Origin of the sequence: Nocardiopsis sp. CNT312, from assembly GCF_000515115.1 — a bacterium.
In the GTDB taxonomy this organism is placed as follows: domain Bacteria; phylum Actinomycetota; class Actinomycetes; order Streptosporangiales; family Streptosporangiaceae; genus Nocardiopsis.
In genome coordinates this window covers 169,847-190,336 of the sequence record NZ_KI911537.1, presented here as the reverse complement: position 1 = coordinate 190,336, position 20,490 = coordinate 169,847, and the positions used below count along the sequence as shown (strand labels likewise).

The 20,490-nt window shown below is 72.7% G+C and carries 13 protein-coding genes; 6 read left to right on the top strand and 7 right to left on the bottom strand.

What is annotated here, in order from left to right; genetic code table 11:
• Positions 1–115 precede the first annotated feature (115 nt).
• From B042_RS0119730 to B042_RS23965, 3 genes are all read right to left on the bottom strand, one after another.
• On the bottom strand, positions 116–691 hold the full coding sequence (locus tag B042_RS0119730; RefSeq protein ID WP_081748895.1) for a carbonic anhydrase: 576 nt from the start codon (positions 689–691) through the stop codon (positions 116–118).
• 37 nt (positions 692–728) lie between these two features.
• On the bottom strand, positions 729–3,215 hold the full coding sequence (locus B042_RS0119725; protein WP_028649788.1) for a DNA topoisomerase (ATP-hydrolyzing) subunit A: 2,487 nt from the start codon (positions 3,213–3,215) through the stop codon (positions 729–731).
• Positions 3,216–3,379: 164 nt separating this feature from the next.
• Complete coding sequence (locus B042_RS23965) at positions 3,380–6,256, bottom strand: glycosyl hydrolase (RefSeq protein ID WP_051415817.1); 2,877 nt, start codon at positions 6,254–6,256, stop codon at positions 3,380–3,382.
• A 1,173-nt stretch (positions 6,257–7,429) separates the two neighbouring features.
• Here B042_RS23965 and B042_RS0119715 point away from each other — a divergent pair.
• The gene (locus B042_RS0119715; RefSeq protein WP_028649787.1) at positions 7,430–9,598 is read left to right on the top strand and encodes an ATP-dependent DNA helicase RecQ; all 2,169 of its coding nucleotides are present in this window, start codon (positions 7,430–7,432) and stop codon (positions 9,596–9,598) included.
• Between the two features lie 388 nt (positions 9,599–9,986).
• On the opposite strand, the gene B042_RS0119710 is transcribed toward B042_RS0119715, so the two are convergent.
• A complete protein-coding gene (locus B042_RS0119710; protein ID WP_028649786.1) occupies positions 9,987–10,922 on the bottom strand; it encodes a carbohydrate kinase family protein in 936 nt (311 codons plus the stop codon).
• A 223-nt stretch (positions 10,923–11,145) separates the two neighbouring features.
• On the opposite strand from B042_RS0119710, the gene B042_RS0119705 reads away from it, so the two are divergent.
• The 4 genes from B042_RS0119705 (at position 11,146) to B042_RS0119690 (ending at position 16,413) form a co-directional block, all read left to right on the top strand.
• On the top strand, positions 11,146–13,866 hold the full coding sequence (locus B042_RS0119705; protein ID WP_028649785.1) for a bifunctional GNAT family N-acetyltransferase/acetate--CoA ligase family protein: 2,721 nt from the start codon (positions 11,146–11,148) through the stop codon (positions 13,864–13,866).
• A 72-nt stretch (positions 13,867–13,938) separates the two neighbouring features.
• Entirely contained in the window at positions 13,939–14,535 is a 597-nt protein-coding gene (locus B042_RS0119700; protein ID WP_036555649.1) for a DUF5998 family protein, read from the top strand.
• A gap of 219 nt (positions 14,536–14,754) precedes the next feature.
• Complete coding sequence (locus B042_RS0119695) at positions 14,755–15,576, top strand: enoyl-CoA hydratase-related protein (RefSeq protein WP_028649783.1); 822 nt, start codon at positions 14,755–14,757, stop codon at positions 15,574–15,576.
• 183 nt (positions 15,577–15,759) lie between these two features.
• Positions 15,760–16,413, top strand: a complete 654-nt coding sequence (locus B042_RS0119690) for an MBL fold metallo-hydrolase (protein WP_028649782.1) — start codon at positions 15,760–15,762, stop codon at positions 16,411–16,413.
• Between the two features lie 4 nt (positions 16,414–16,417).
• Here B042_RS0119690 and B042_RS26965 read toward each other — a convergent pair whose 3' ends face one another.
• The 3 genes from B042_RS26965 to B042_RS0119675 form a co-directional block, all read right to left on the bottom strand.
• Positions 16,418–18,406: a CHAT domain-containing protein gene (locus B042_RS26965; RefSeq protein WP_155989255.1), complete on the bottom strand. Its 1,989-nt coding sequence runs from the start codon at positions 18,404–18,406 to the stop codon at positions 16,418–16,420.
• A 302-nt stretch (positions 18,407–18,708) separates the two neighbouring features.
• Complete coding sequence (locus tag B042_RS0119680; RefSeq protein ID WP_028649780.1) at positions 18,709–19,119, bottom strand: hypothetical protein; 411 nt, start codon at positions 19,117–19,119, stop codon at positions 18,709–18,711.
• Entirely contained in the window at positions 19,116–19,709 is a 594-nt protein-coding gene (locus B042_RS0119675; protein ID WP_081748894.1) for an RNA polymerase sigma factor, read from the bottom strand. Before B042_RS0119675 ends, B042_RS0119680 begins: the two co-directional genes overlap by 4 nt.
• 282 nt (positions 19,710–19,991) lie before the next feature.
• On the opposite strand from B042_RS0119675, the gene B042_RS0119670 reads away from it, so the two are divergent.
• Entirely contained in the window at positions 19,992–20,486 is a 495-nt protein-coding gene (locus B042_RS0119670; RefSeq protein ID WP_028649778.1) for a DUF3145 domain-containing protein, read from the top strand.
• The last annotated feature ends 4 nt before the right edge of the window (positions 20,487–20,490 follow it).

Sequence of the window (20,490 nt, the reverse complement as noted above, 5' to 3'; positions counted from 1 at the left end):
ACGAGGGGACGGGAGCGGTCCGGAACGGACCGGGGGAACGCCCTACCGTTCCCGTCCCCTAGAGAAGGATCCCCGGAGAGGGCCGCGGGCACACGCGCCCGAGGGCACACCGCGCTCAGAGGTCGGCGGGGGCGACCCTGCCTGTGTCCACGTCGTAGATCGCACCGGCCACGGGCAGGCCCTGGGGCAGCAGCGGGTGGTGGCGGATCCGCTCCAGGTCGTGCTCGAGGGCTCCGAGCTGGTCGTTGTCGGTGTGGAACTCCAGGCTGCGTGTGTCGACCCCGTGTTCCTCCAGGATGAGGTCGTGGACCGCCTCGTCGCTCTCCACGGACGCCATCTTGCACTTGGTGTGCGGCATGACCAGGACCCGGTCCACCTCCAGCAGGTACACCGCCAGGACGAGGGTGCGCAGGGTGTCGTCGGTGACGCGGGCCCCCGCGTTGCGCAGGATCTTGGCGTCGCCGGGCTTCAGACCGAGCGTGTCCAGCGGCTCGATCCTGGAGTCCATACAGGTCACCAGGGCCAGACCCCGTGCCGCGGCGGGCTTGAGGCCCTGAAGCGCGAACTCGGACACGTAGGCGCCGTTGGCGGTGAACACGTCCTCGAAGGCGGCCGCGGTATCGGGCACACCGGGCTTTGGGGTCTGGCTCACGTTTCTCTCCTTGCTCGACGGTCGCGGGGCCGTGCACATGGAACCAGAACCGTGTGCACGGCGTGTTGCGACATGCTCAATCGCTCTGCTGGGGGGCGGTGATCCCCGAGTCCGTCCGCCCGCTGCCCACCGTGGTGATGGCGCGCGGCAGGGCCTCGCCGGACCCGTCGCGGCGCTCGCTGGCGTCGGGCAGCCGCACCGGTTTGCCGTCCTCGCGGGAGGCGCGCGCCGGGGCCCGCCCGATCCAGCCGAACAGCAGGGTGTCCTCGCCCTTGAGGTAGCGGTGGCAGCGCACGCCGCCGGTCGCCCGGCCCTTGGCCGGGTAGGACTCGAACGGCGTGACCTTGGCCGATCCGGCCTGGGTGCCCTCCAGGGCGCCCGTGGAGCCCGACACGGTGACCACCACCGAGTCCTCTGGGGAGGGCACGGAGCCGAACCACAGTACCCGGGCCTGCTCCGACAGGCGGATGCCCGCGACCCCGCCGGCGGTCCGGCCCTGCGGACGCACGGCTGAGGCGGACAGGCGCAGCAATTGGGCCTCGGTGGTGATGAAGGCCAGGTCCTCCTCGCCGGTGGACAACTGGGCGGCACCGACCACGCGGTCGCCGTCCTTGAGCGCGATGACCTCGAAGTCGTCCTTGTTGGGAGGGTAGTCGGGCGAGACCCGTTTGACCACGCCCCCGCTGGTGCCGACCGCGAACCCGGGGCCGGAGGCGTCCATCGAGACCACCGAGACGACCCGTTCCCCCTCGTCGAGTTCGACGAACTCGGTCACGTTCATCCCCTCCGCCAGCGGCGGTCTCCCGGTGTCCTCATCGGGCAGCTCCGGCAGTTCCACGACCGGCAGGCGGATCATCCGGCCCAGGTCGGTGACCAGGCCCACGTCCGAACGCGAGGTGGTGGGCACGGAGACGGCGATCGAGTCGTGCTTGGTGCGCAGGCCCTCGTACATCGCGGGCACGGTGGCGCCCTTGCTGCGGCCGATCGCGCCCTCGGTGTCGAGCAGGACGTGGCAGGGCTGGTCGGCCATCTCCAGGGGGATCACCGCGCCTCGGGTGGCACCGTCGCTCTCCCGCAGCCGGGTGCGGCGCGGGGTGGCGAACTTCTTGGAGACGTCGGCGAGCTCCTTGGAGACCAGGCGGCGCAGCTTCTTGTCGGACTCCAGGACCGCGGTGAGTGCGGCGATCTCCTTGTTGAGCTTGTCGCGTTCGGCCTCCAGCTCCAGACGGTCGAAGCGGGTGAGGCGGCGCAGCGGGGTGTCCAGGATGTAGCGCGCCTGGACCTCGGACAGCTCGTAGGCGCCCATGAGGGCCTCCCGGGCGGCCGCGGTGTCGTCGGCCTCCCGGATCAGCGCGATGACGCGGTCGATGTCCAGCAGGGCCACGACCAGGCCGTCGACCAGGTGCAGTCGCTCCTGGCGCTTGCGGCGGCGGAACTCGCTGCGGCGCCGCACCACTTCGAGGCGGTGGTCGACGTAGACCTGGAGGAGCTCGCGCAGGCCGAGGGTCTGGGGCTGGCCGTCGACGAGGGCGACGTTGTTGATCCCGAAGGTCTCCTCCATCGGAGTGAGCCGGTAGAGCTCCTCCAGGACGGCCTCGGGGTTGAACCCGTTCTTGAGCTCGATGACCAGGCGCAGGCCCTGGTTGCGGTCGGTGAGGTCCTTGAGGTCGGAGATGCCCTGGAGCTTCTTGGACTGCACCAGTTCCTTGATGCGGCCGATGACCTTCTCCGGGCCCACGCTGTAGGGCAGTTCGGTGACGACCAGGCCGGTGCGGCGCGCCGACACCTTCTCGATGGCGACGGTCGCCCGGGTCCTGAACGTGCCGCGGCCCTTCCTGTAGGCGTCCCGGACGCCGTCCAGGCCCACGATCGTGCCGCCGGTGGGCAGGTCGGGGCCGGGCACGAACTCCATGAGCTCGTCCAAGGAGGCGTCGGGGTGCGCGATCAGATGGCGCGCGGCGGTCACGACCTCGCCCAGGTTGTGGGGCGCCATGTTGGTGGCCATGCCGACAGCGATGCCGGAGGTGCCGTTGACCAGAAGGTTGGGGAAGGCCGCGGGCAGGACCTCCGGTTCGGTCTCCTGGCCGTCGTAGTTGGGCTTGAAGTCGACGACGTCCTCGTCGATGGAGGAGACCAGCAGTTCGGCACTCGGCTCCAGGCGCGCCTCGGTGTAGCGCATCGCGGCGGGGGCGTCGTCGCCGCCGAGCGAGCCGAAGTTGCCGTGGCCGTCGACCAGCGGCACGCGCATGGCGAAGGACTGGCTGAGGCGGACGAGGGCGTCGTAGATGGCGCTGTCGCCGTGGGGATGCAGGCGGCCCATCACCTCGCCCACGACGCGGGCGCACTTGACGTGGCCGCGGTCGGGGCGCAGCCCCATCTCGTTCATCTGGTAGAGGATGCGTCGCTGCACCGGTTTCATACCGTCTCGGGCATCGGGCAGCGCGCGCTGGTAGATGACCGAGTACGCGTACTCCAGGAAGCTGCCGCGCATCTCCTCGGAGACGTCGATGTCGATGATCTTCTCGGCGAGATCCTCGGGGGGACGGGAAGTAGTACGGGCCATGATCGTCATTCTGTCCTGTAGTGGGGACTGAAATGTACACGGACCCGTGGTCGGCGGCATGTGAACCGTGCGACTGAGGGCTTCGCCCGCTTTCGGAGCGCCGCGACCGGCCCGGGCCCCGCCCCGGCGGGTGTGCCGGAACGGGGCCGTGGCCGGGCTCCGGATCAGGGGGCGAAGGGGACGGTCAGGGTCGCCCCCTCACCACCTCCGGTCCTGATCTGGGAGTCAGCCGATCCCAGGGCGCTCCAGATCCGCAGGCGCACGGTCCCTCCGTCGAGGTCGGCGAAGGATCCGGTGGTCGAGGACGGGCCGGAGCCCTGGGTGTAGGCCTCCCAGCCGGAGAGGTCGTTGGTGGCGAAGTAGTGGTAGGTCTCGACCCGGTCGTCGGTGCCGTTGCCGTCGAAGTCGTACTCGACACGCGCTTGGACGGCGTTGGCGACCGAGTCTCCGGAGTCCACCGGCAGGGTGAAGGCGGTGGACCCTCCGGTGAAGGCGCCGCTCACGCCCTCCAGTTCGAGCACGACCGCGTCGGCGGGCGGGGCGCCGTCGCGGTTGGCGCCGCCCGCGTCGGGGACGGTGACGCTGCCCTCGGTGGCGACCGGGCCGGTGGCCAGGCCGTCGGCCGTCGGATGGAGCAGGCCGTCGGCCAGCTCCCCGCTGCCGTTGCCGGGGTCGCCGCCGCCGTTGCCGGGGTCGCCTCCACCGTTACCGGGGTCGCCTCCACCGCCCTCGCCGACGGTGGAGGCCAGAGAGCCCGGGTCCACGACCAGTTCGGTGCCGTCGGAGAAGGTGACGGTGATGGGGGAGGTGCCCGGGTTGAACGCGGTGTAGGCGCGCGTTCCCCCGTCGGAGAACACCGCGTAGTGCGCGGTGTCGGCGGTGACCGACGTGTCCACGGTGCCGACCTCGGCCAGGGTGGACACCCACTGGTAGAGGTGTGCCTTGGACTCGCCCGCCTCCGGCGTGTAGGTCTGCCACTGCGCTTCGAACATGTCCAGGGCGGCGTCACCGTCGGACAGGGCCCGGTGCGCCCAGTGGATGTCGCGCCAGATCTGCGGTGCGCCACCCGTGCGCGCCACCAGGGACTCGTACATCGCCCCGGCGTGCTCGGGGTCGTAGCCGAGGTACAGGGAGCCGGCGGTGATGGGCAGGTAGTTGATGCCGTAGTGCTCCTCGTCGCCTCCGTCCCACCAGATGCGGTAGTCGGCGCCGTCGCCCCAGACCATGCCCGCTACGTCGTGCTCGAAGCCGTCGGGGAAGGTCTGACCGCCGTGGTCCTGCCAGTAGCGGGTGACGGTGGAGGCCTGGGTGGTGTGCAGGAAGACGCCCAGGTCGCGGAGTTCCTCGTCACCGGTCAGCGCGCCGAACAGAGCGGTGGAGGAGGCGAAGTGCATGCCCTCGGAGGAGGACTCCTGGTTGTTGCCCGCGGCGAACCCGGAGTGGCCGGAGGCCCAGCCGTGCCCTGCGTAGGGGGAGAAGGACCGCAGCCGCGGGAACATGCCCTCCTCAGTGGCGGCCACGTCGTCGATGACCATGCGCACCATGCCGCCCCAGGCGTCCTCGTCCGCCCAGGCACGGTCGTAGCGGGCGATGGTGGCCGCGGCCGACACCAGGTAGCCGTAGTGGAAGTCGTGGTCGTTGAGTTCGGTGGTGGCTCCGAAGCTGTCGGGGTAGCCGAGCAGGGTGCCCCAGCGGGACTCGTAGTGCAGTCCCCGGCTCCCTCCGGCGGTCAGCCAGTCCTCGACCCGGCCCTTGAGCAGGGCGAGCAGTTCGTCGCGGGCCCCGGTGTGGCCGATGGAGTCGGCGATGGGCACCAGTTGGGCCAGGCGGCCCATGGCCTTGCCGTCCCAGTAGGTGTCACCGGGGGAGGGGAAGTGCGCCTCCTCGGCCAGGACCTCGTCCAGCAGCGTCCGCAGCCGTTCGTGGTCGGCGGAGTCCACGGTGGGCAGGCTCGGCATGATGCCCTGGGTGGTGAGTTCGGTGGTGAAGGAGGTGCCCAGGGCGACCTTCATCTCCCCGCGGGGGGAGGGGTAGGAGAGGCCGGGGACCTCGTCGTCGCTGTGGTCCCAGTGGTGCGGGTACATCGCCAGGACGGTGCCCTCGGAGCCGCTGCCGACGGACTCGGTCAGGACCCGGTAGGTGCTGGTCAGGGTGGCCGAGCCCGGGTCGTAGTCGTACTCGACGACCGATCCGGTGACGGCGGAGCGGGCGTAGGGGGCGAAGTCCGCCAGCGCGTCGGGGGAGGGCAGCAGCGCCACCGAGTAGTGTCCGCCGTCGCCCGTGGGCGCGGTGAAGGCGTTCCCCGAGCGCGACCACGGTGCTCCGACGGGGGAGAAGAGCGCGTAGTGGTTGCCGTCCACGGTGGCACCGACGGTGGATCCGTCCTGGTGCCAGATGTCGGGGGAGGAGGTGAAGGCGACCCGGGCGTCGCCGCCGTCGGTGCGTGCGTGTGCGAAGGGCAGACCCTGGCCGATGGTGACGTCCAGGGTGGGTCCGCCCTCCCAACGGGCGGTCACGGTCCAGTCGCCGCTGTCGGTGACCCGTGTGGCCGGGGCGTTCAGGCCGACGGCGCCCAGGGTCAGGTCCGCGGTGTGCGGGTACTCGTACTTGAGTCCGCCGCCGGCCAGGGCCGGGGTGCGGGGGTGGCCCATCTCCAGGCCGCCCGCGTGGGGCTTGTAGGTGGCCGGGTGGGCGTACAGGTTCTCGCCGTACGGGTTGCCCGGGTAGCGCTGGAAGATCAGCGAGGACCACCACTCGTTGGTGGGGGCCGGGCCGGTGAAGTCCTCGGTGACCTTGGGGTCGACCGGTGCGCCGTTGAGGTCGGAGGGGCCCGTGGCCCCGGCGGGGAGGGCGTCGTCGTAGCTGCCGGAGCCCACGGGGACGAGGGAGGCGGCCGAGGCGGGCGTGGCGGTCGGCAGTACGGCGGTGGTGAGGGCGGTGGCTCCGCCGACCACCAGGGCCGCGAGGGCGGTGAACGCGGTGCGGCCGGGTCGGCGGGATCTGCTCCGGTGGTGGGGGGAGGGCGATCTCGGATGGTCCATCGGTGGTGCACCTCTCTGTCGCTCGGCTGGGGGATCCGGGGCATGGGAGCGCTCCCGTGGCCGGGGGTCAAGTTGAGTGTCCGTGAGTGAGCGGATGTGCACAATGAGGGAGATTTGAAAAGTTTCCTCTTCGTTACCTTAGATGGCTCCCGGGTTCGATTGGAACCCGATTCCCCTTTGGTGCCGATGCTGTGGGTCGGGATGCCGCGGTCGCTATCCCCCCGCAACCGGGCGCGGGTCAGCGCCAGGATTCGGCAATGTCTGACCGCCCATGTCGGAACAGGGATTGGTGCAACCTTTTGTTCGAGAATCGAAAAAATGGAATGTCATCTTGCGCTGGCGGGGTAAGGGGTGCCGTGGCCGGGGACCGGCGCGGGGCATCCGCCCGGGCCGCTGGATGTCCTGTGTCGCCAGGGTCTTCCAAACCTGGTCTCGTGTGTGCGCTGCTCTCCGGCGCGGGACGCCCCCTGGTTCTACCTCCGGTAGGGCAGGGAAGCCTCTGCCCGAGACGGCCCGACCGGCGCTCGGGCCGAGGTGTCCGCGAGAAGCGCCGCCGAGTGTCCTCGGAATTTGATCGTCCGCCCAGGTGAATCCGTCGATATTCTCTGCGGCTTTCGTGGGGAGATTGCTCCACCCGGGAATGGAAGGGGTCGTTATGGCCGATTCCTCGCGCAGCGCACCGGGTCCGCAGCACTTCTCACGGCCGCCCCCGGGGTGCGCTCGGTCGGGAACGGGCTCGTCCGCCTCGCCGTCCCGCTCCGGCCTCCGCCGCCCTCGACCGCGTTCCCGAGGGCGGCGGACCGGGGCGCGTCACGCGGTTCGCTCCGCACCGCGTCAGCGAGTGCAAGCACCTCCGGGGCGACGACTGCACGCCGCTCCGACGGATCGGCGCTGTACCGGGGAGCCCGGAAGCAGGGGCGGGCACCGCGCTGCCGCCTGCGCGGAAAGCGCACCGGGTGGTCACAGACGGCCACGGGGGCTGCCGCCGGTGCCCGGTGATCTCCACGCGCAACACCGAGGACGGCGCACCGGCGACCCCGGTCGCCGACCCCGGTGCCACGGTCGAGCAGGTGGAGCGGGAACCACCGGAGGCGGTCTCCGTCCACAGGCCCGGCCCCGGCCGGTCCTGTGGACGACCGTCCGAAGGACGGTCCGCTCTGGTACCAAGGTTCCATGACCGCCGCTGAACCCGCCCTCACCCGGGACACCCACGCCACCGACGCCCTGCGCGAGGCCGCCGAACGGCACCTGCGCGCCCTGGCCGGGGACACGGCCCGGCTGCGCGAGGACCAGTGGAGGGCCATCCACGCCCTGGTCGCCGAGCACCGCCGCGCGCTCGTGGTCCAGCGCACCGGTTGGGGCAAGTCGGCGGTCTACTTCGTGGCCACGGCGCTGCGCCGCGCCCAGGGGGCCGGCCCCACCGTCATCGTCTCCCCCCTGCTGGCCCTCATGCGCAACCAGATCGCCGCGGCCGAACGCGCCGGTATCCGCGCGCGCACCATCAACAGCTCCAACACCACGGCGTGGGAGTCCGCCTACGCCGACGTGGCCGCCGGAGAGGTGGACGTCCTGCTGGTCAGTCCCGAGCGGCTCAACAACCCCGAGTTCCGCGACCGCGTCCTGCCCCCGCTCGCCGCGGGGGCCGGGCTGGTGGTCGTGGACGAGGCGCACTGCGTCTCGGACTGGGGGCACGACTTCCGGCCGGACTACCGCCGCATCCGCTCCCTGCTGCACGACCTGCCCGACGGCGTTCCGGTCCTGGCCACCACCGCCACCGCCAACGCCCGCGTCACCCACGACGTCGCCGAGCAGTTGCGGTCGGGGGAGGACCGCCGGGAGACGCTCGTCCTGCGCGGGTCGCTGGAGCGCGAGAGCCTGCGCCTGGCCGTCGTGGACCTGCCCGACGCCGCCTCGCGGCTGAGCTGGCTGTCCGAGCACCTGCCCCGCATTCCCGGTTCGGGCATCGTGTACACGCTCACCGTGAGCGCCGCCCAGGAGACCGCCCGCTTCCTGTCCGAACGCGGACTCGACGTGCGTGCCTACACCGGCCAGACCGACCCCGACGAACGCCGGGAGGCCGAGGACGACCTGCTCGCCGACCGGGTCAAGGCACTGGTGGCCACCAGCGCGCTGGGGATGGGCTTCGACAAGCCCGACCTGGGGTTCGTCGTCCACCTGGGCGCGCCGCAGTCCCCGATCTCCTACTACCAGCAGGTCGGACGCGCTGGGCGGGGCGTGGAGCGAGCCGAAGCGGTCCTGATGCCCGGCCGGGAGGACCAGCGGATCTGGGAGTACTTCGCGGGGCTGTCCTTCCCGCCGGAGGAGACCGTGCGCGCCACCCTAGCGGCCCTGGAGGAAGCGGACGGCCCGGTGTCCGTCGCCCGTCTGGAGACCCGTGTGGACCTGCGCCGTACCCGCCTGGAACAGATGCTCAAGGTCTTGGATGTGGACGGGGCGGTCCGACGGGTGCGCGGCGGGTGGACGGCCACCGGTACCCCCTGGGAGTACGACGCGCACCGCTACGAGGCCGTCGCCGCGGCGCGCGCCCGCGAGCAGCGCGCCATGCTCGACTACCAGGCCCTCGGCACCTGCCGCATGGAGTTCCTCCGGCGCCAGCTCGACGACGACGGGGCCGCGCCGTGCGGGCGCTGCGACGTGTGCACCGGCGAGTACTGGCCCGCCTCCGTCGACCCCGCGCAGCGGGAGGTGGCCGCGGGCCACCTGGACCGGCCCGGTGTTCCCGTGGCCCCCCGGCGGCAGTGGCCCACAGGTATGGACACCCTGGGCGTTCCCCTGTCGGGGCGGATCAAGGATGGCCTGCGTGCCGGGGAGGGCCGGGCGCTCGGCCGTCTCACCGACGTCGGCTGGGGAGGTGAACTGCGGCGGATCCTGGCCGTCGACGCACCCGACGCGCCGGTCGGCGACCGCGTGCTCCAGGGGATCGTCCGGGTGCTGGCCGCCTGGGGCTGGGAGCGCCGACCGGTCGGGGTGGTGGCCATGCCCTCACGCACCCGTCCGGCGATGATCACCGACCTGGCGGCACGGCTGGCAGACCTGGGGCGGCTCGCCCCCCTCGGGACACTGGGCTACCGCAGCGAGGCCGGTCCGGGGCCGCGGCGGCACAACAGCGCCCTGCGCCTGCAGCAGGTGTACGCGGAACTGGTCCTGGGGGAGGCGGTCGGCGAGCGGCTCAGCGCTCTGATGGAGCGCACGCCCGGGCCGGTGCTGCTGGTCGACGACCACACCGACACCGGGTGGAGCCTGGCGGTGGGTGCCGCGCTGCTGCGGCGCGCGGGGGCCCCGGAGGTGCTCCCGCTCACGTTGGCCACGACCGGCGGCTGAGGCGGACCCGTTTCCCGGCGGTCCCGCTCGGCCGTACTCCTGGGGCCGGGGAACCGTGCCCGGGTGCGGACCGCTGCCGGGGCCGTGGCCTCTCCGGATCCGGGCCGGGCGTGACGCCGACCCCGGTATCCCTGCCCCTGCCCCGTGCCGAATCGCCCCCCGGTGCTGCGGAGCCCCGGTGAGGACGGAGCGGAGACCCGGCCTGGACCCGGCGCACGGTTCCGTCCGCAACGGGGCGCGGCGCCTGGGCGCGGTGCGCGACCCGGGCTCCGGGACGGCACGGGGACCCGCGTGAACGCGCCCCCCGGCCATCCGGCGGTCCGGTAGGCGTGCCCGGGACCCGCCAGCCCCGGTATCCCTGCTGCGGGCCGACAGGCCGTGGCTCCGACTACCTGATGCGCTGCCCCCGCGGAGCACCGCGGCGCACCGGCTGGTCCTCGCCCAGGTCGGGCCGGGCACCCGGCTGGTGCAGGGCACGCGCCGCGAGGTGGTGCCCCCGCCCCAGCGCCTCCTTGGGGTGGCGGCCGGCCAGCCACTCGGGCAGGAACCCGGCCACGAAGGCGTCGCCCGCGCCCACGGACCCCGGCCTGGGCTCGATGTCCTCGGCGGGGGCCCAGATGGCGCCCTCGCGCGTCTTGGACGCCCACAGGCCGCCGTCGGCACCGAGCTTGAGCACCACGTTGGGGTAGCGCGCCGTGAGGATCTTGGCGGCCGCCTCCGGGTCGTCCGTCCCCGACAGGACCGTGGCCTGACCCAGGTTGGCGAACAGTAGCCGCACCCCCTGGGTCCACTCCAGGAACTTGTCCGCGCCCGCGCGCTTCAGGGGCGCCTGCGATCCTGCGTCCACCGAGATGGACATACCGCTCTCGCGCGCCATGCGCAGCGCCACGCGCGCGGCCCGCCGGGAGTCGGGGTTGATCAGGGTGTAGCCCGACACGTGCAGGTGCGCGTCGGGGCCGAACACGTCGCGAGGCAGGTCCTCCGGCTGGAGCCGGGCATTGGCGCCCGGGTCGCTCAGCATCGTCCGGTCGCCCTTGTGGGTGATCATGACCACACACGTGCCGGTCGCCCGCTCGGGGTCCATGACCATGCGCGAGTCCAGCCCGTAGCCCATGAGCTCCATCTCGCGGGTACGGCCGGTGATGTCGGAGCCGCGGCGACCCACGAACGTGGTCTCCACGCCGCCCACGGCCAGCCACGAGGCGATGTTGGCCCCCGAACCGCCGCCGTACATGGTCACGGACGCGGGGGTGTCACTGCCGCGGGCCAGCGGGTGGAACGCCTGCGCGACGGCATCGGTCATGAGATCACCGATTACGACCACTCGTGTCATTTTCGCCAGCCACCACCGAGTTATGAGTATCCGTGCCCGCACGACGGTAACAGGTTAACTATCAGCGGCGTGTAACGAAGTGACAGCAGCGCGGCCACGCTCCGAAAAGGCCGGGCCTGGGCCGCGGCAGATCCGCCGGGCGGCGCGTCGGAACGGCGGTGCGCGGGCCCCGATCTCCCCTGGCGGCAGCCGATCGTCGTCTAGGCTCGTGGGCGTGCAGTCCTACCCGAACCACTGGGAAGCCGACGTCGTCCTGACCGACGGAGGCACCGCTCACCTGCGTCCCATCACCGCAGACGACGCCGACCTCCTGAGGGACTTCCACTCGCGGCTCTCTCCGGAGACGATCTACTACCGCTTCTTCGCGCCCTACCCGCGGCTGTCCGACCGCGACGTCGAGCGCTTCACCACCGTCGACTACGAGGACCGCGTGGCTTTGGTGGCCACGATCTCCGGCGTCCTCGTCGCCGTGGTGCGCTACGACAAGCTCGCCCCCGACGAGGCCGAGGTCGCCTTCGTCGTCGAGGACGCCCAGCAGGGCCGCGGGCTCGCCTCGGTCCTGCTGGAGCACATCGGCGCCGCCGCGCGTGAACGCGGCGTGCGCCGGTTCATCGCCGACGTCCTGCCGGAGAACCGCAGGATGATCAACGTCTTCCGCGAGGCCGGGTACACCGCCCAGCAGACCTTCGACGAGGGCGTCATCCGGCTCACCCTCGACCTCCAGCCCACGGACGACGTCAAGGAGGTCATGCGCGCCCGGGAGCAGCGCGCCGAGTCGCGCTCGATCGCCCGCCTGCTCTTCCCCTCCTCTGTCGCGGTGATCGGTGCCAGCCGCACCGCGCACACCATCGGCCAGACCGCGCTGCGCAACCTGCTCGGCGGCGAGTTCCAGGGACCGGTCTACCCGGTCCACCCCGAGGCCAAGGCGGTCGTGGGCGTGCGTGCCTACCCCTCCGTGCTCGACATCCCCGACCAGGTCGACCTCGCCGTGGTCGCGGTGCGGGCCGAGGCGGTCTCCGAGGTTGTCGAACAGTGCGCGGACAAGGGCGTGCACGGCCTCATCGTGGTCAGCTCAGGGTTCGGTGAGGTGGGGCCCGAGGGCCGCGCCCGCCAGGACGAACTGGTGCGCACCGCGCGCGCGGCGGGCATGCGCGTGGTCGGCCCCAACTGCTTGGGGATCGCCAACAGCGACCCGGCCGTCTCCCTCAACGCCACCCTGTCCCCGGAGATGCCCTCGCGCGGCCCCATCGGGTTCTTCTCCCAGTCGGGCGCCCTCGGCCGCGCCATCCTCCAGCGCGTCGACGAGCGGGGGATGGGTCTGACCACGTTCGTCTCCGCGGGCAACCGCGCCGACGTGTCCGGCAACGACCTGATGCAGTACTGGCAGGAGGACCCCGCCACCGAGGTGGTCCTCCAGTACCTGGAGTCCCTGGGCAACCCCCGCAAGTTCACCCGGCTCGCCCGCCGCCTCGCCAAGCAGAAGCCGGTGGTGGCGGTACGCAGCGGAGGGTCGGCGCAGGCCACCCCCACCGGGCACGCCGCGGGCGGGCTCTCGCTGCCCGACTACGCGGTCACCTCGCTCTTCCAGCAGGCGGGCGTGGTGCGGGTCGACGACATCACGCAGATGTTCGACGCCGCCCAGGTGTTCGCCTACCAGCCCCTGCCCGAGGGGCCGCGGATCGGGATCATCGGTAACTCGGACTCACTGGAGCTGCTGGTCAAGGACGCCGCGATCCGCCAGGGGCTCAAGCCGCACGATCCGGTCAACCTGGGGCCCGAGGCCACCGCCGACGACTTCGACGCCGCGCTCGCGGCCGCCCTGGCCGACGACGACGTGCACTCGGTCGTGGTCGTGTTCGTGCCCGCCCTCCAGCCCATCGGCGACGATGTCGCCCGCGTGCTGCGCGCCCGCTCCCTGGGATCGGACAAGCCGGTCGTCACCACCTACCTGGCGCGCCAGGGGATCCCCGAGGAGCTGCGCGTGGTCGGGGAGACGGGTGAGACCCTGCGCGGATCGGTCCCCTCCTACCCGGCGCCCGAGGACGCGGTGCGCGCTCTCGCCCACGCCACCCGGTACGCGATCTGGCGCGACCGCAAGCCCGGGCGGCACCCCGAGCTGCCCGACATCGACGGGGCCCGGGCGAGGGCCGTCGTCACGCGGATCCTGCGGCAGTCGGAGAGCACCGCGCGCGAGGTCGCCTGGTTCGGCGGGGAACGGCGCTACGACGAGGAGACGGCGGTCTCCGGGGAGGACGCCCGCGAGCTGCTGGCCTGCTACGGCATCGACGCCTACCCCGACCTCGCCGTCACCTCGGCGGAGGAGGCCGTCCGGGTCGCCGGGGAGCTCGGCTACCCCGTGGTGGTCAAGGCCGACGCCCCCGACCTGCGGGTCCGTGCCGGGGGCACCTTCGTCCGTGCCGACCTGCGTACCCCCGAGGACGTCCGTAGCGCCTACCTGTCCCTCAGCGACCGCTTCGGCGGCGAGGCAGGTCTGGTCGTGCAGCGGATGGCGGCCCCCGGCGTGCCGACGGTGATCCGCGCGGGTGACAACAAGTCCTTCGGATCGGTGGTCTCCTTCGGCCTGGCGGACGTGACCGCCGAACTGCTCGACGACCGCTCCTTCCGCCTGGCACCGCTCACCGACATGGACGCCGCCGACCTCATCCACGCGGTCCGTGCGGCACCCCTGCTGTTCGGGCTGCCCGCGGGGGCGACCTCGCTCGCCGAACAGCCCAACGTGGAGGCTCTGGAGGAGCTGCTCATCCGGGTCTCCCGCCTGGCGGAGGCCTTCCCCGAGATCGGCTACGTGGACTTGGACCCCGTGCTGGTCAACGCCACCGGTGCGCACGTCCTGGGGGCGCGCATGTGGCTGCGCGAGGCGCCCGACGTGCGGCCGGACTCCGGTCCGCGGCGGCTGCGCGGGGTGACCTACTGAACAGGGGGCGGTGCCGGGCGGCCGCGGCCTTTCCGGTCGCGGAGTGCCGCACGGAGAGGGCAGGATAGGGGTATGAGGAAATCACGTGCCGTGTCCACGGACTGGCGGCTGGAGATCGAGCGCAGCGGGTACTATCCCGCGCTGGTGATCGACGCCGTAGCCACGACCCTGGGAAGCGAGGGCGTCAAGGCGTTCATCGTGCACCACGAGGCGACCTTCGACCCGGCCATGGAGATGCGTCGGCACATCACCGTGATGCTGCTGACCGAGACGCGGCTGGTGGTCTGCCACACCGACGAGCACCCGCCCACCGAGCCGGGCGGTGTCTCGCACGCCTCGACCACGACCGACAGCATCCAGATCGACAACGTCCAGTCGGTCGCCCTCACCCGCGTGGTCCCCAACCCGGCCCAGTACACGCCGGGCGGCCTGCCCAGCGAGCTGGTACTGAGCGTGAACCTGTCTGCCAACTGGGGCGCTGTGGCGCACGTGGACCTGGAACCGGCGGCGTGCGCCGACGAGACCTGTGAACTCGACCACGGGTACACCGGTGCGATCACCGCCGAACCCCTGACGCTTCGGGTGAGCGAGGCGGCCGACGGCGCCGACGCGGTGGCGGCGATGATGCACTTCGCCGACGCTCTGTCGGCGGTCACCGCACGGTACTGACGCGGGGGCGACGGCACCGGTGAGTTCGACGAAACACGGGCGTGACAGGGACTTAACGAACGCGGTGTGAACAGGTGTGGTGCCTTAACAATCCGGCCCTCTAGAGTTGAACCGGATCCACGTACACCGCTACACGTGAAGACGTGCCCGCCGCCGACCGGGCGCGTGCCCGCCGTCCCCCGGGACGCGCGCGTTCACACGGAGAAAGGCCTCACTGCGATGACGCAGCACACGTCGCCGGTCCCCACGGTCGACACGCCCCTGGTACGTCTGGCCGTCGACCGCGGCATAGCCACGGTCACCCTCGACTCCCCAGGCAACCGCAACGCCCTGTCGGCGCGGCTGCGCTCGCAGCTGTCCGAGGCCCTGGCCCAGGCCATGGCCGACGACAGCGTCCGCGGTGTGGTCCTCACCGGAACCGGGTCGGTCTTCTGCGCAGGCGCGGACTTGAAGGAGGCGGGGGCGGCCCTGCGGGGGGAGCCGGTGGCACCGGCACCGGGGATGCCCGAGCTCTTCGAGCAGATCATGGGCGCCCCCAAGCCCGTCGTCGTCGCCCTCAACGGGGCCGCCCGCGCCGGCGGGATCGGCCTGGTGGCCGCCGCCGACATCGCCCTGGCACCCAAGAGCGCCACGTTCGCCTTCACCGAGGTGCGTCTGGGCCTGGTCCCCGCGATCATCTCCGTTCCCGTGGCCGCGAGGATGCACTCGCGCCAGCTCAGCCGCTACTTCCTCACCGGGGAACTGTTCGACGCCACCGCCGCCGCCAAGTCCGGGCTGATCACGCAGGCAGTCCCGGACCGGGAGATGGCGCACGCGCTGGACGCGGTCCTCGAAGGGCTGCGGGGGGCGGCCCCGCGCGCGCTGTCGCGGACCAAGGAACTCCTGGGGGAGCTGGGGGCCGGTGCGATCGCCGGGCCCGAACAGCGGTCGGAGGCGCTCGGCCGGATGGGGGAGCTGTCGGCGGAGTTCTTCGCGAGCGCCGACGCCGAGGAGGGCCGTGCCGCCTTCTTCGACAAGCGCCAGCCCCGCTGGGTGCCCTGACCGCGGGCAAGGGTCCGGTGTTCCCGGAGACGTTCTCCCGGGAACATCACACCACCCGATGTCGGATCCACACCGCCCGCAAGGGACGGCCTCCGGCCGCGGCCCTTCCTCTTCCCCGACCCCCCTTTCCCCGGTGCTCGGCGTGTGTTCGCGCACCTTTCGGCGACACGCCACAATGGGGGGGTGAGCTACTCCGGAGATACCAGGGTCGGTGGCCCCGCCGACCTGCGCCAACTTCCGCATCTGACGATCGCCAAACTGGCCGTGGGCCCCATGGACAACAATGCCTACCTGCTGCGCTGCCGGGCCACGGGGGAGGGTGTGCTGATCGACGCGGCCGCTGAGCCCGACCGCATCCTCGAACTCATCGGTGAGCGCGGGCTGGCCCGCGTGGTCACCACCCACCGCCACCGGGACCACTGGCAGGCCCTGGCCGAGGTCGTCGGCCAGACCGGGGCGCGCACGGTCGCCCACCCCGCCGACGGAGCGGAACTCCCCGTCTCTGTGGACGAGCCCGTCGAGCACGGCGGGCGCATCCCCGTGGGGGAGAGCGTCCTGACCGTGGTCCACCTGCGCGGCCACACCCCCGGATCCATCGCGCTGCGCTACGACGACCCCGACGGGCACACCCACCTGTTCACCGGAGACAGCCTCTTCCCCGGCGGGGTCGGCCGCACCTGGTCCGACGAGGACTTCCGCTCCCTGCTCGCCGACGTGTCCGAGCGCGTGTTCGGCGCGCTGGGCGACGACACCTGGATCTACCCAGGCCACGGAGCCGACACCACGCTGGCTGCGGAGCGCCCGAGCCTGCCGGAGTGGCGCGAGCGCGGCTGGTAGCCGCTCAGGCACCGAAACAGCAGAAGCCGACCGGGCCGAGGTGGAGGGCCACCGCCTCGGCCACCGGGACCCCGCTGACGAGCGTGCGGTGGAACCGGACCATGGCCGCCTCGACCGCGGCGTCCCCCACCGGGACGGGGCTGGCGACCACCGTGCGCACACCCCGGGCGTGCAGTGCGCCCACGAAGCCCGACGGTGCCCCGGTCACGGCGGTGAACCCCTGCCCCGTCCAGCACGCGGAGAGCGTCACCAATGAGGGCGCCCGGGTGAGCCCGGCCAGGTCGCGGGCGAGCAGGGGCTCTTCGCCCAGCCCGACCGAGGCGAGCATGGGGGCGCGGCGCGGCACGTGGCCGTGCCCGGCCAGGTGTACCGAGTCGGCCTCGGCGGCCTCCTCCAGCACGCGGCCCCATCGCGCCTGCCCGCCGCTGAGCACCCGCGCGCCGGGGTACAGGCGTGCGAGTGCGGCGACCTCGCGCCGGGCCCCCTCCGGTTCCGGGGCGGCCACCAGTAGCGTCCGGCCGACGGGCGTGTCGGGGGCGTCGGCGCGCTCCACCCAGGAGCGCGCCGTGGACACGAGGTGGACGGGCCGCCCGCGCAGGGCGGGCAGCATCCCCCACGGGGGATCACCGAAACACGGCTCCGCGGCCACCGCGAGCGGCCGGTCGCCCACCAGCGGCAGGACGGGGCCCAGCAGGATCCGGGCGGCCTCGGCCGCCGCAGCGCGGACCCGCGGGGACCCTGCGCGGTCCCCGGCGAGGACGTGGACCAGCCGGGCGATCGCCCGGACGGCACCGGTGAGCGGCCCCAAGGGGCGGGAGTGGACCCGTCCCCCGGCCGCGACCAGTGCCACGGCGGTGCCGTCGGCGGCGGTGAAGTGCACGAACCCCCGGTCCGGCCCCAAGCGGTCCAGGAGCCTGTCGCAGATCCGGTCCCGCGGCACCGGGTCCGGGTGCCTTCCCTCCGCGTGCCAGGCGCGCCACCGGGCCGCCTCCCAGGCCAGGGCGCGGGATGCGCTGCCCGGCCCCCGGCCCCCGGCTAGCCCGGCGCGGTAGTCGCCCGCTAGCGCGGAGAGCGCGGGAGTGGCGGGTTCGTGCGGTCCGGGCAGGTGTCCCCGCGCCCATGTGCGGGTCAGTTCCGCCCATTCCAGTGCGTCACGGGGGCGCCCCGACGCCAGGGAGCCCTCCAGACCGGCACGGACCACGTGGGGATCGTGAGCGGCCCCGTCCAGCCAGGGGCCCGGGGCCCTGCGCGCACCGCGCTCCAGGGCGTCCAGGGCGCGGTGGGCGGGGGTGGGCGCCTCGGGTGCGGGGGCGGCGAGCGGGAGGCGCACTGCGAGGCGGTCCCGGGCCCGGGCGGCCGGGGTCCGCTGCCGGGCCGGGCGCAGGGCGAGGTGTTCGAGCCTGGCCGCAAGCCGGTACCACAGCGAGCCGGGGCCGAACACGGCCCGGACCTGGCGGGTCAGTTCGGCCGTACGTGCGCGGTCCCCCTCCAGCAGGCGCAGTTTGGCCTCCACCAGGAGGGCGCCGGCCGTGGCCGAGCCCGGTTCCGTGCGAGGGCCGTCGTCGAGGGCCGTCGCGGCCTCCTCCACGAGCCCCTCCGCCAGGAACGCCTCGGCCAGGTCCACGTGCAGGGCCTCCCGGCGCCCGGCCGGCAGATGGGGCAGGAGTCCGAGGAAGGTGTCGATCGCGGTGGGCGCATCGCCCCGGTACAGGGCGAGGCAGCCACGGTTCTGCCGGGTGACCAGGCCCAGCATGCGCAGTCCGCGCTCACGGGTGAGGGCGTGGGCCCGGGCCAGGTGGTCCTCGGCCTGGGGGAAGCGGCCGCACATCGTCTGCGCCAGCCCGAGGTTGGCCAGGACCCCGGGAAGGACCGGGGCCGCCTCGGCGACGGGATGGCCGCGCATGCGGTGGCGGATGTCGTCGAGCAGGTCGGCGGTGGTCTCGAACCGTCCGGCGCGAGCCAGGAGGACGCCGTGTCTGACCTGTGACAGCATCCGGTGGCCGGACCGTGGGGCCGCGCTGTGCACGGGTCCGGTCCGCAAGGGGGCGCTGCGCAACTGGGAGGACACCTACGGCCGCCTCTCGTCGGGGGCTCGGTTTCGCCAGACCAGTGATAACAGTGCGGGCGTGCTGACGGCAGTGCCCGGCACCGGTCCGCTCGCACCTTCGGGGGAGAAAGGCGGATGAAAGCGGGCGAAGAAGGGTGTCCGGTGGCGGGTTCCCGTGCCGACCGAACCCGGGGTTGGGGCCGACCCGTTCTGTGACCGTTGGGAAGGTTCCATCGGTCGGCGCCGTGTCAGACCGTGAACCACCCCGTCACCACGGGGCGGCGGCCCGTCCGTTGCACCGCGATGCTGAGCGGACCGCGCTCCAGGCCCTCCACGGAGAAGGTGCCGTCGGCCCCCACCCGCACACGCACCACGGAACCGGGTCGGCGTACCTCCAGCCCGGCGTGTGTGAAGTCTCCGCCGACCAGACCGGAGAGGGAGCGGTGCGGTCCTTGCGCGCGGACCCGCAGGTCCAGGGACAGCCCGTCGCGGTCGAACCGCAGGGTCGTGCGGTGTCCGTCGCCGGGGTCGCGCGAGGGTTCCGCCGCGGGCGCGGCCTCGGCGGTCAGCACGGCCAGGTCGGCTCTGTCGTCGCGGCGGTCGAAGGCGGCCAGCGCGGCGGCGCGCCCGGCCATCGCACCGTCGTCGCGTCCGCTCACGGGCTCTCCTCAAGGATGCGGCGGAGTCGGCGGATCATACGGCGCCTTTGGTTGGCGGCCGTGGCCGAGGTGGGGCCGTCCCGGCCGCTGTGGGAGAGGCCGAGATAGTCCAGGGCGGCGCTCCGGTCGCGCGGGTCGGTCAGGCGCCCGACCGCCCGGTGCAGTTCCTCGCGTTCCTCCCGGTCCAGGACGTGGCTCTCGGGGTCGGGGAGGCGGCCGGGGTCCGCGAGAGAGAGCGAGTGGGGGTCGACGGGGCTGTGGCGGGCCGCCTGCCTGCGCTGTCGGCCGCACACGTCGTTGGTGACGCGGCGGAGCCAGGAGCGGAGGCTCTCGGGTGAGCGCAGCCGGGGCAGTTGCTGGTTGAGGGTGAGCCAGACCGTCTGGACGGCGTCCTCGCGGTCGGCGGCCGACAGGCGGTGGGAACGGGCGATCGCGTTCACCATGGGCAGGTGGCGGTCGACGATGCCCTCCCAGGCGCGGGGGTCGCCGCGGCGCGCACCGTGGACGAGGTCGCTGTCGGAGAGCTCGGCGGGAGGTGTCGGCGACCCTGGTGGAACCGGAAACCGGGAGCCGGTCCCACCTCGGGGCATGCGGGAAAGTACGGTTCTCCGTGAGGGAGAAGGGCTGTTCGCTTCCTCGTATGACTGGTCTGGCACCGCGGGCCCCCACTATGATCGGACTTCCTGTCCGTTCCGGGACCACGCTAGTCTCTGGACGTCTCGAATATGGCGGAAACACTGCACAAAGCGGTGTGACCAGTGGTCACCGGGGTGCCTTTAGGGCACAATGGCCGAAGGTATCCAGGCGGGTCTGCAACCTTCTCGTGGTACGAGAGCGTCGGGGAAGCGCACTCGTTCGTATCAGGAGGTTCGGTGTCCGCTCGTGGCGTCTTGTACGTCCACTCAGCGCCCGCGGCGCTGTGCCCGCATGTCGAGTGGGCGGTCGCGGGTGTCGTTGGAGTACCCGTGAAACTCGACTGGGTCGCCCAGCCGGCGGCCCCCGGCCACCACCGCGCCGAGCTGAACTGGCAGGGCAGGCCGGGCACCGCCGGGGAGATGGCCTCGGCGCTGAACTCGTGGCAGCGCCTGCGCTTCGAGGTGACCGAGGAGGCCTCACCCGGATGCGACGGGGCGCGCTACAGCTACACCCCGTCCCTGGGCATCTTCACCGCCATCACCAGCGCCGCGGGCGAGGTACTCGTCCCCGAGGGGCGCCTGCGCGCCGCAGTGGCGCGCGCGGCTGCCGGCGGTACGGACCTGGCCTCGGAGGTCGAACTCCTCACCGGCCGCTCCTGGGACGAGGAGCTGGAGCCGTTCCGGTATGCGGGCGACGGCGCCCCCGTCCGCTGGCTGCACGCCGCTGGCTGACCGC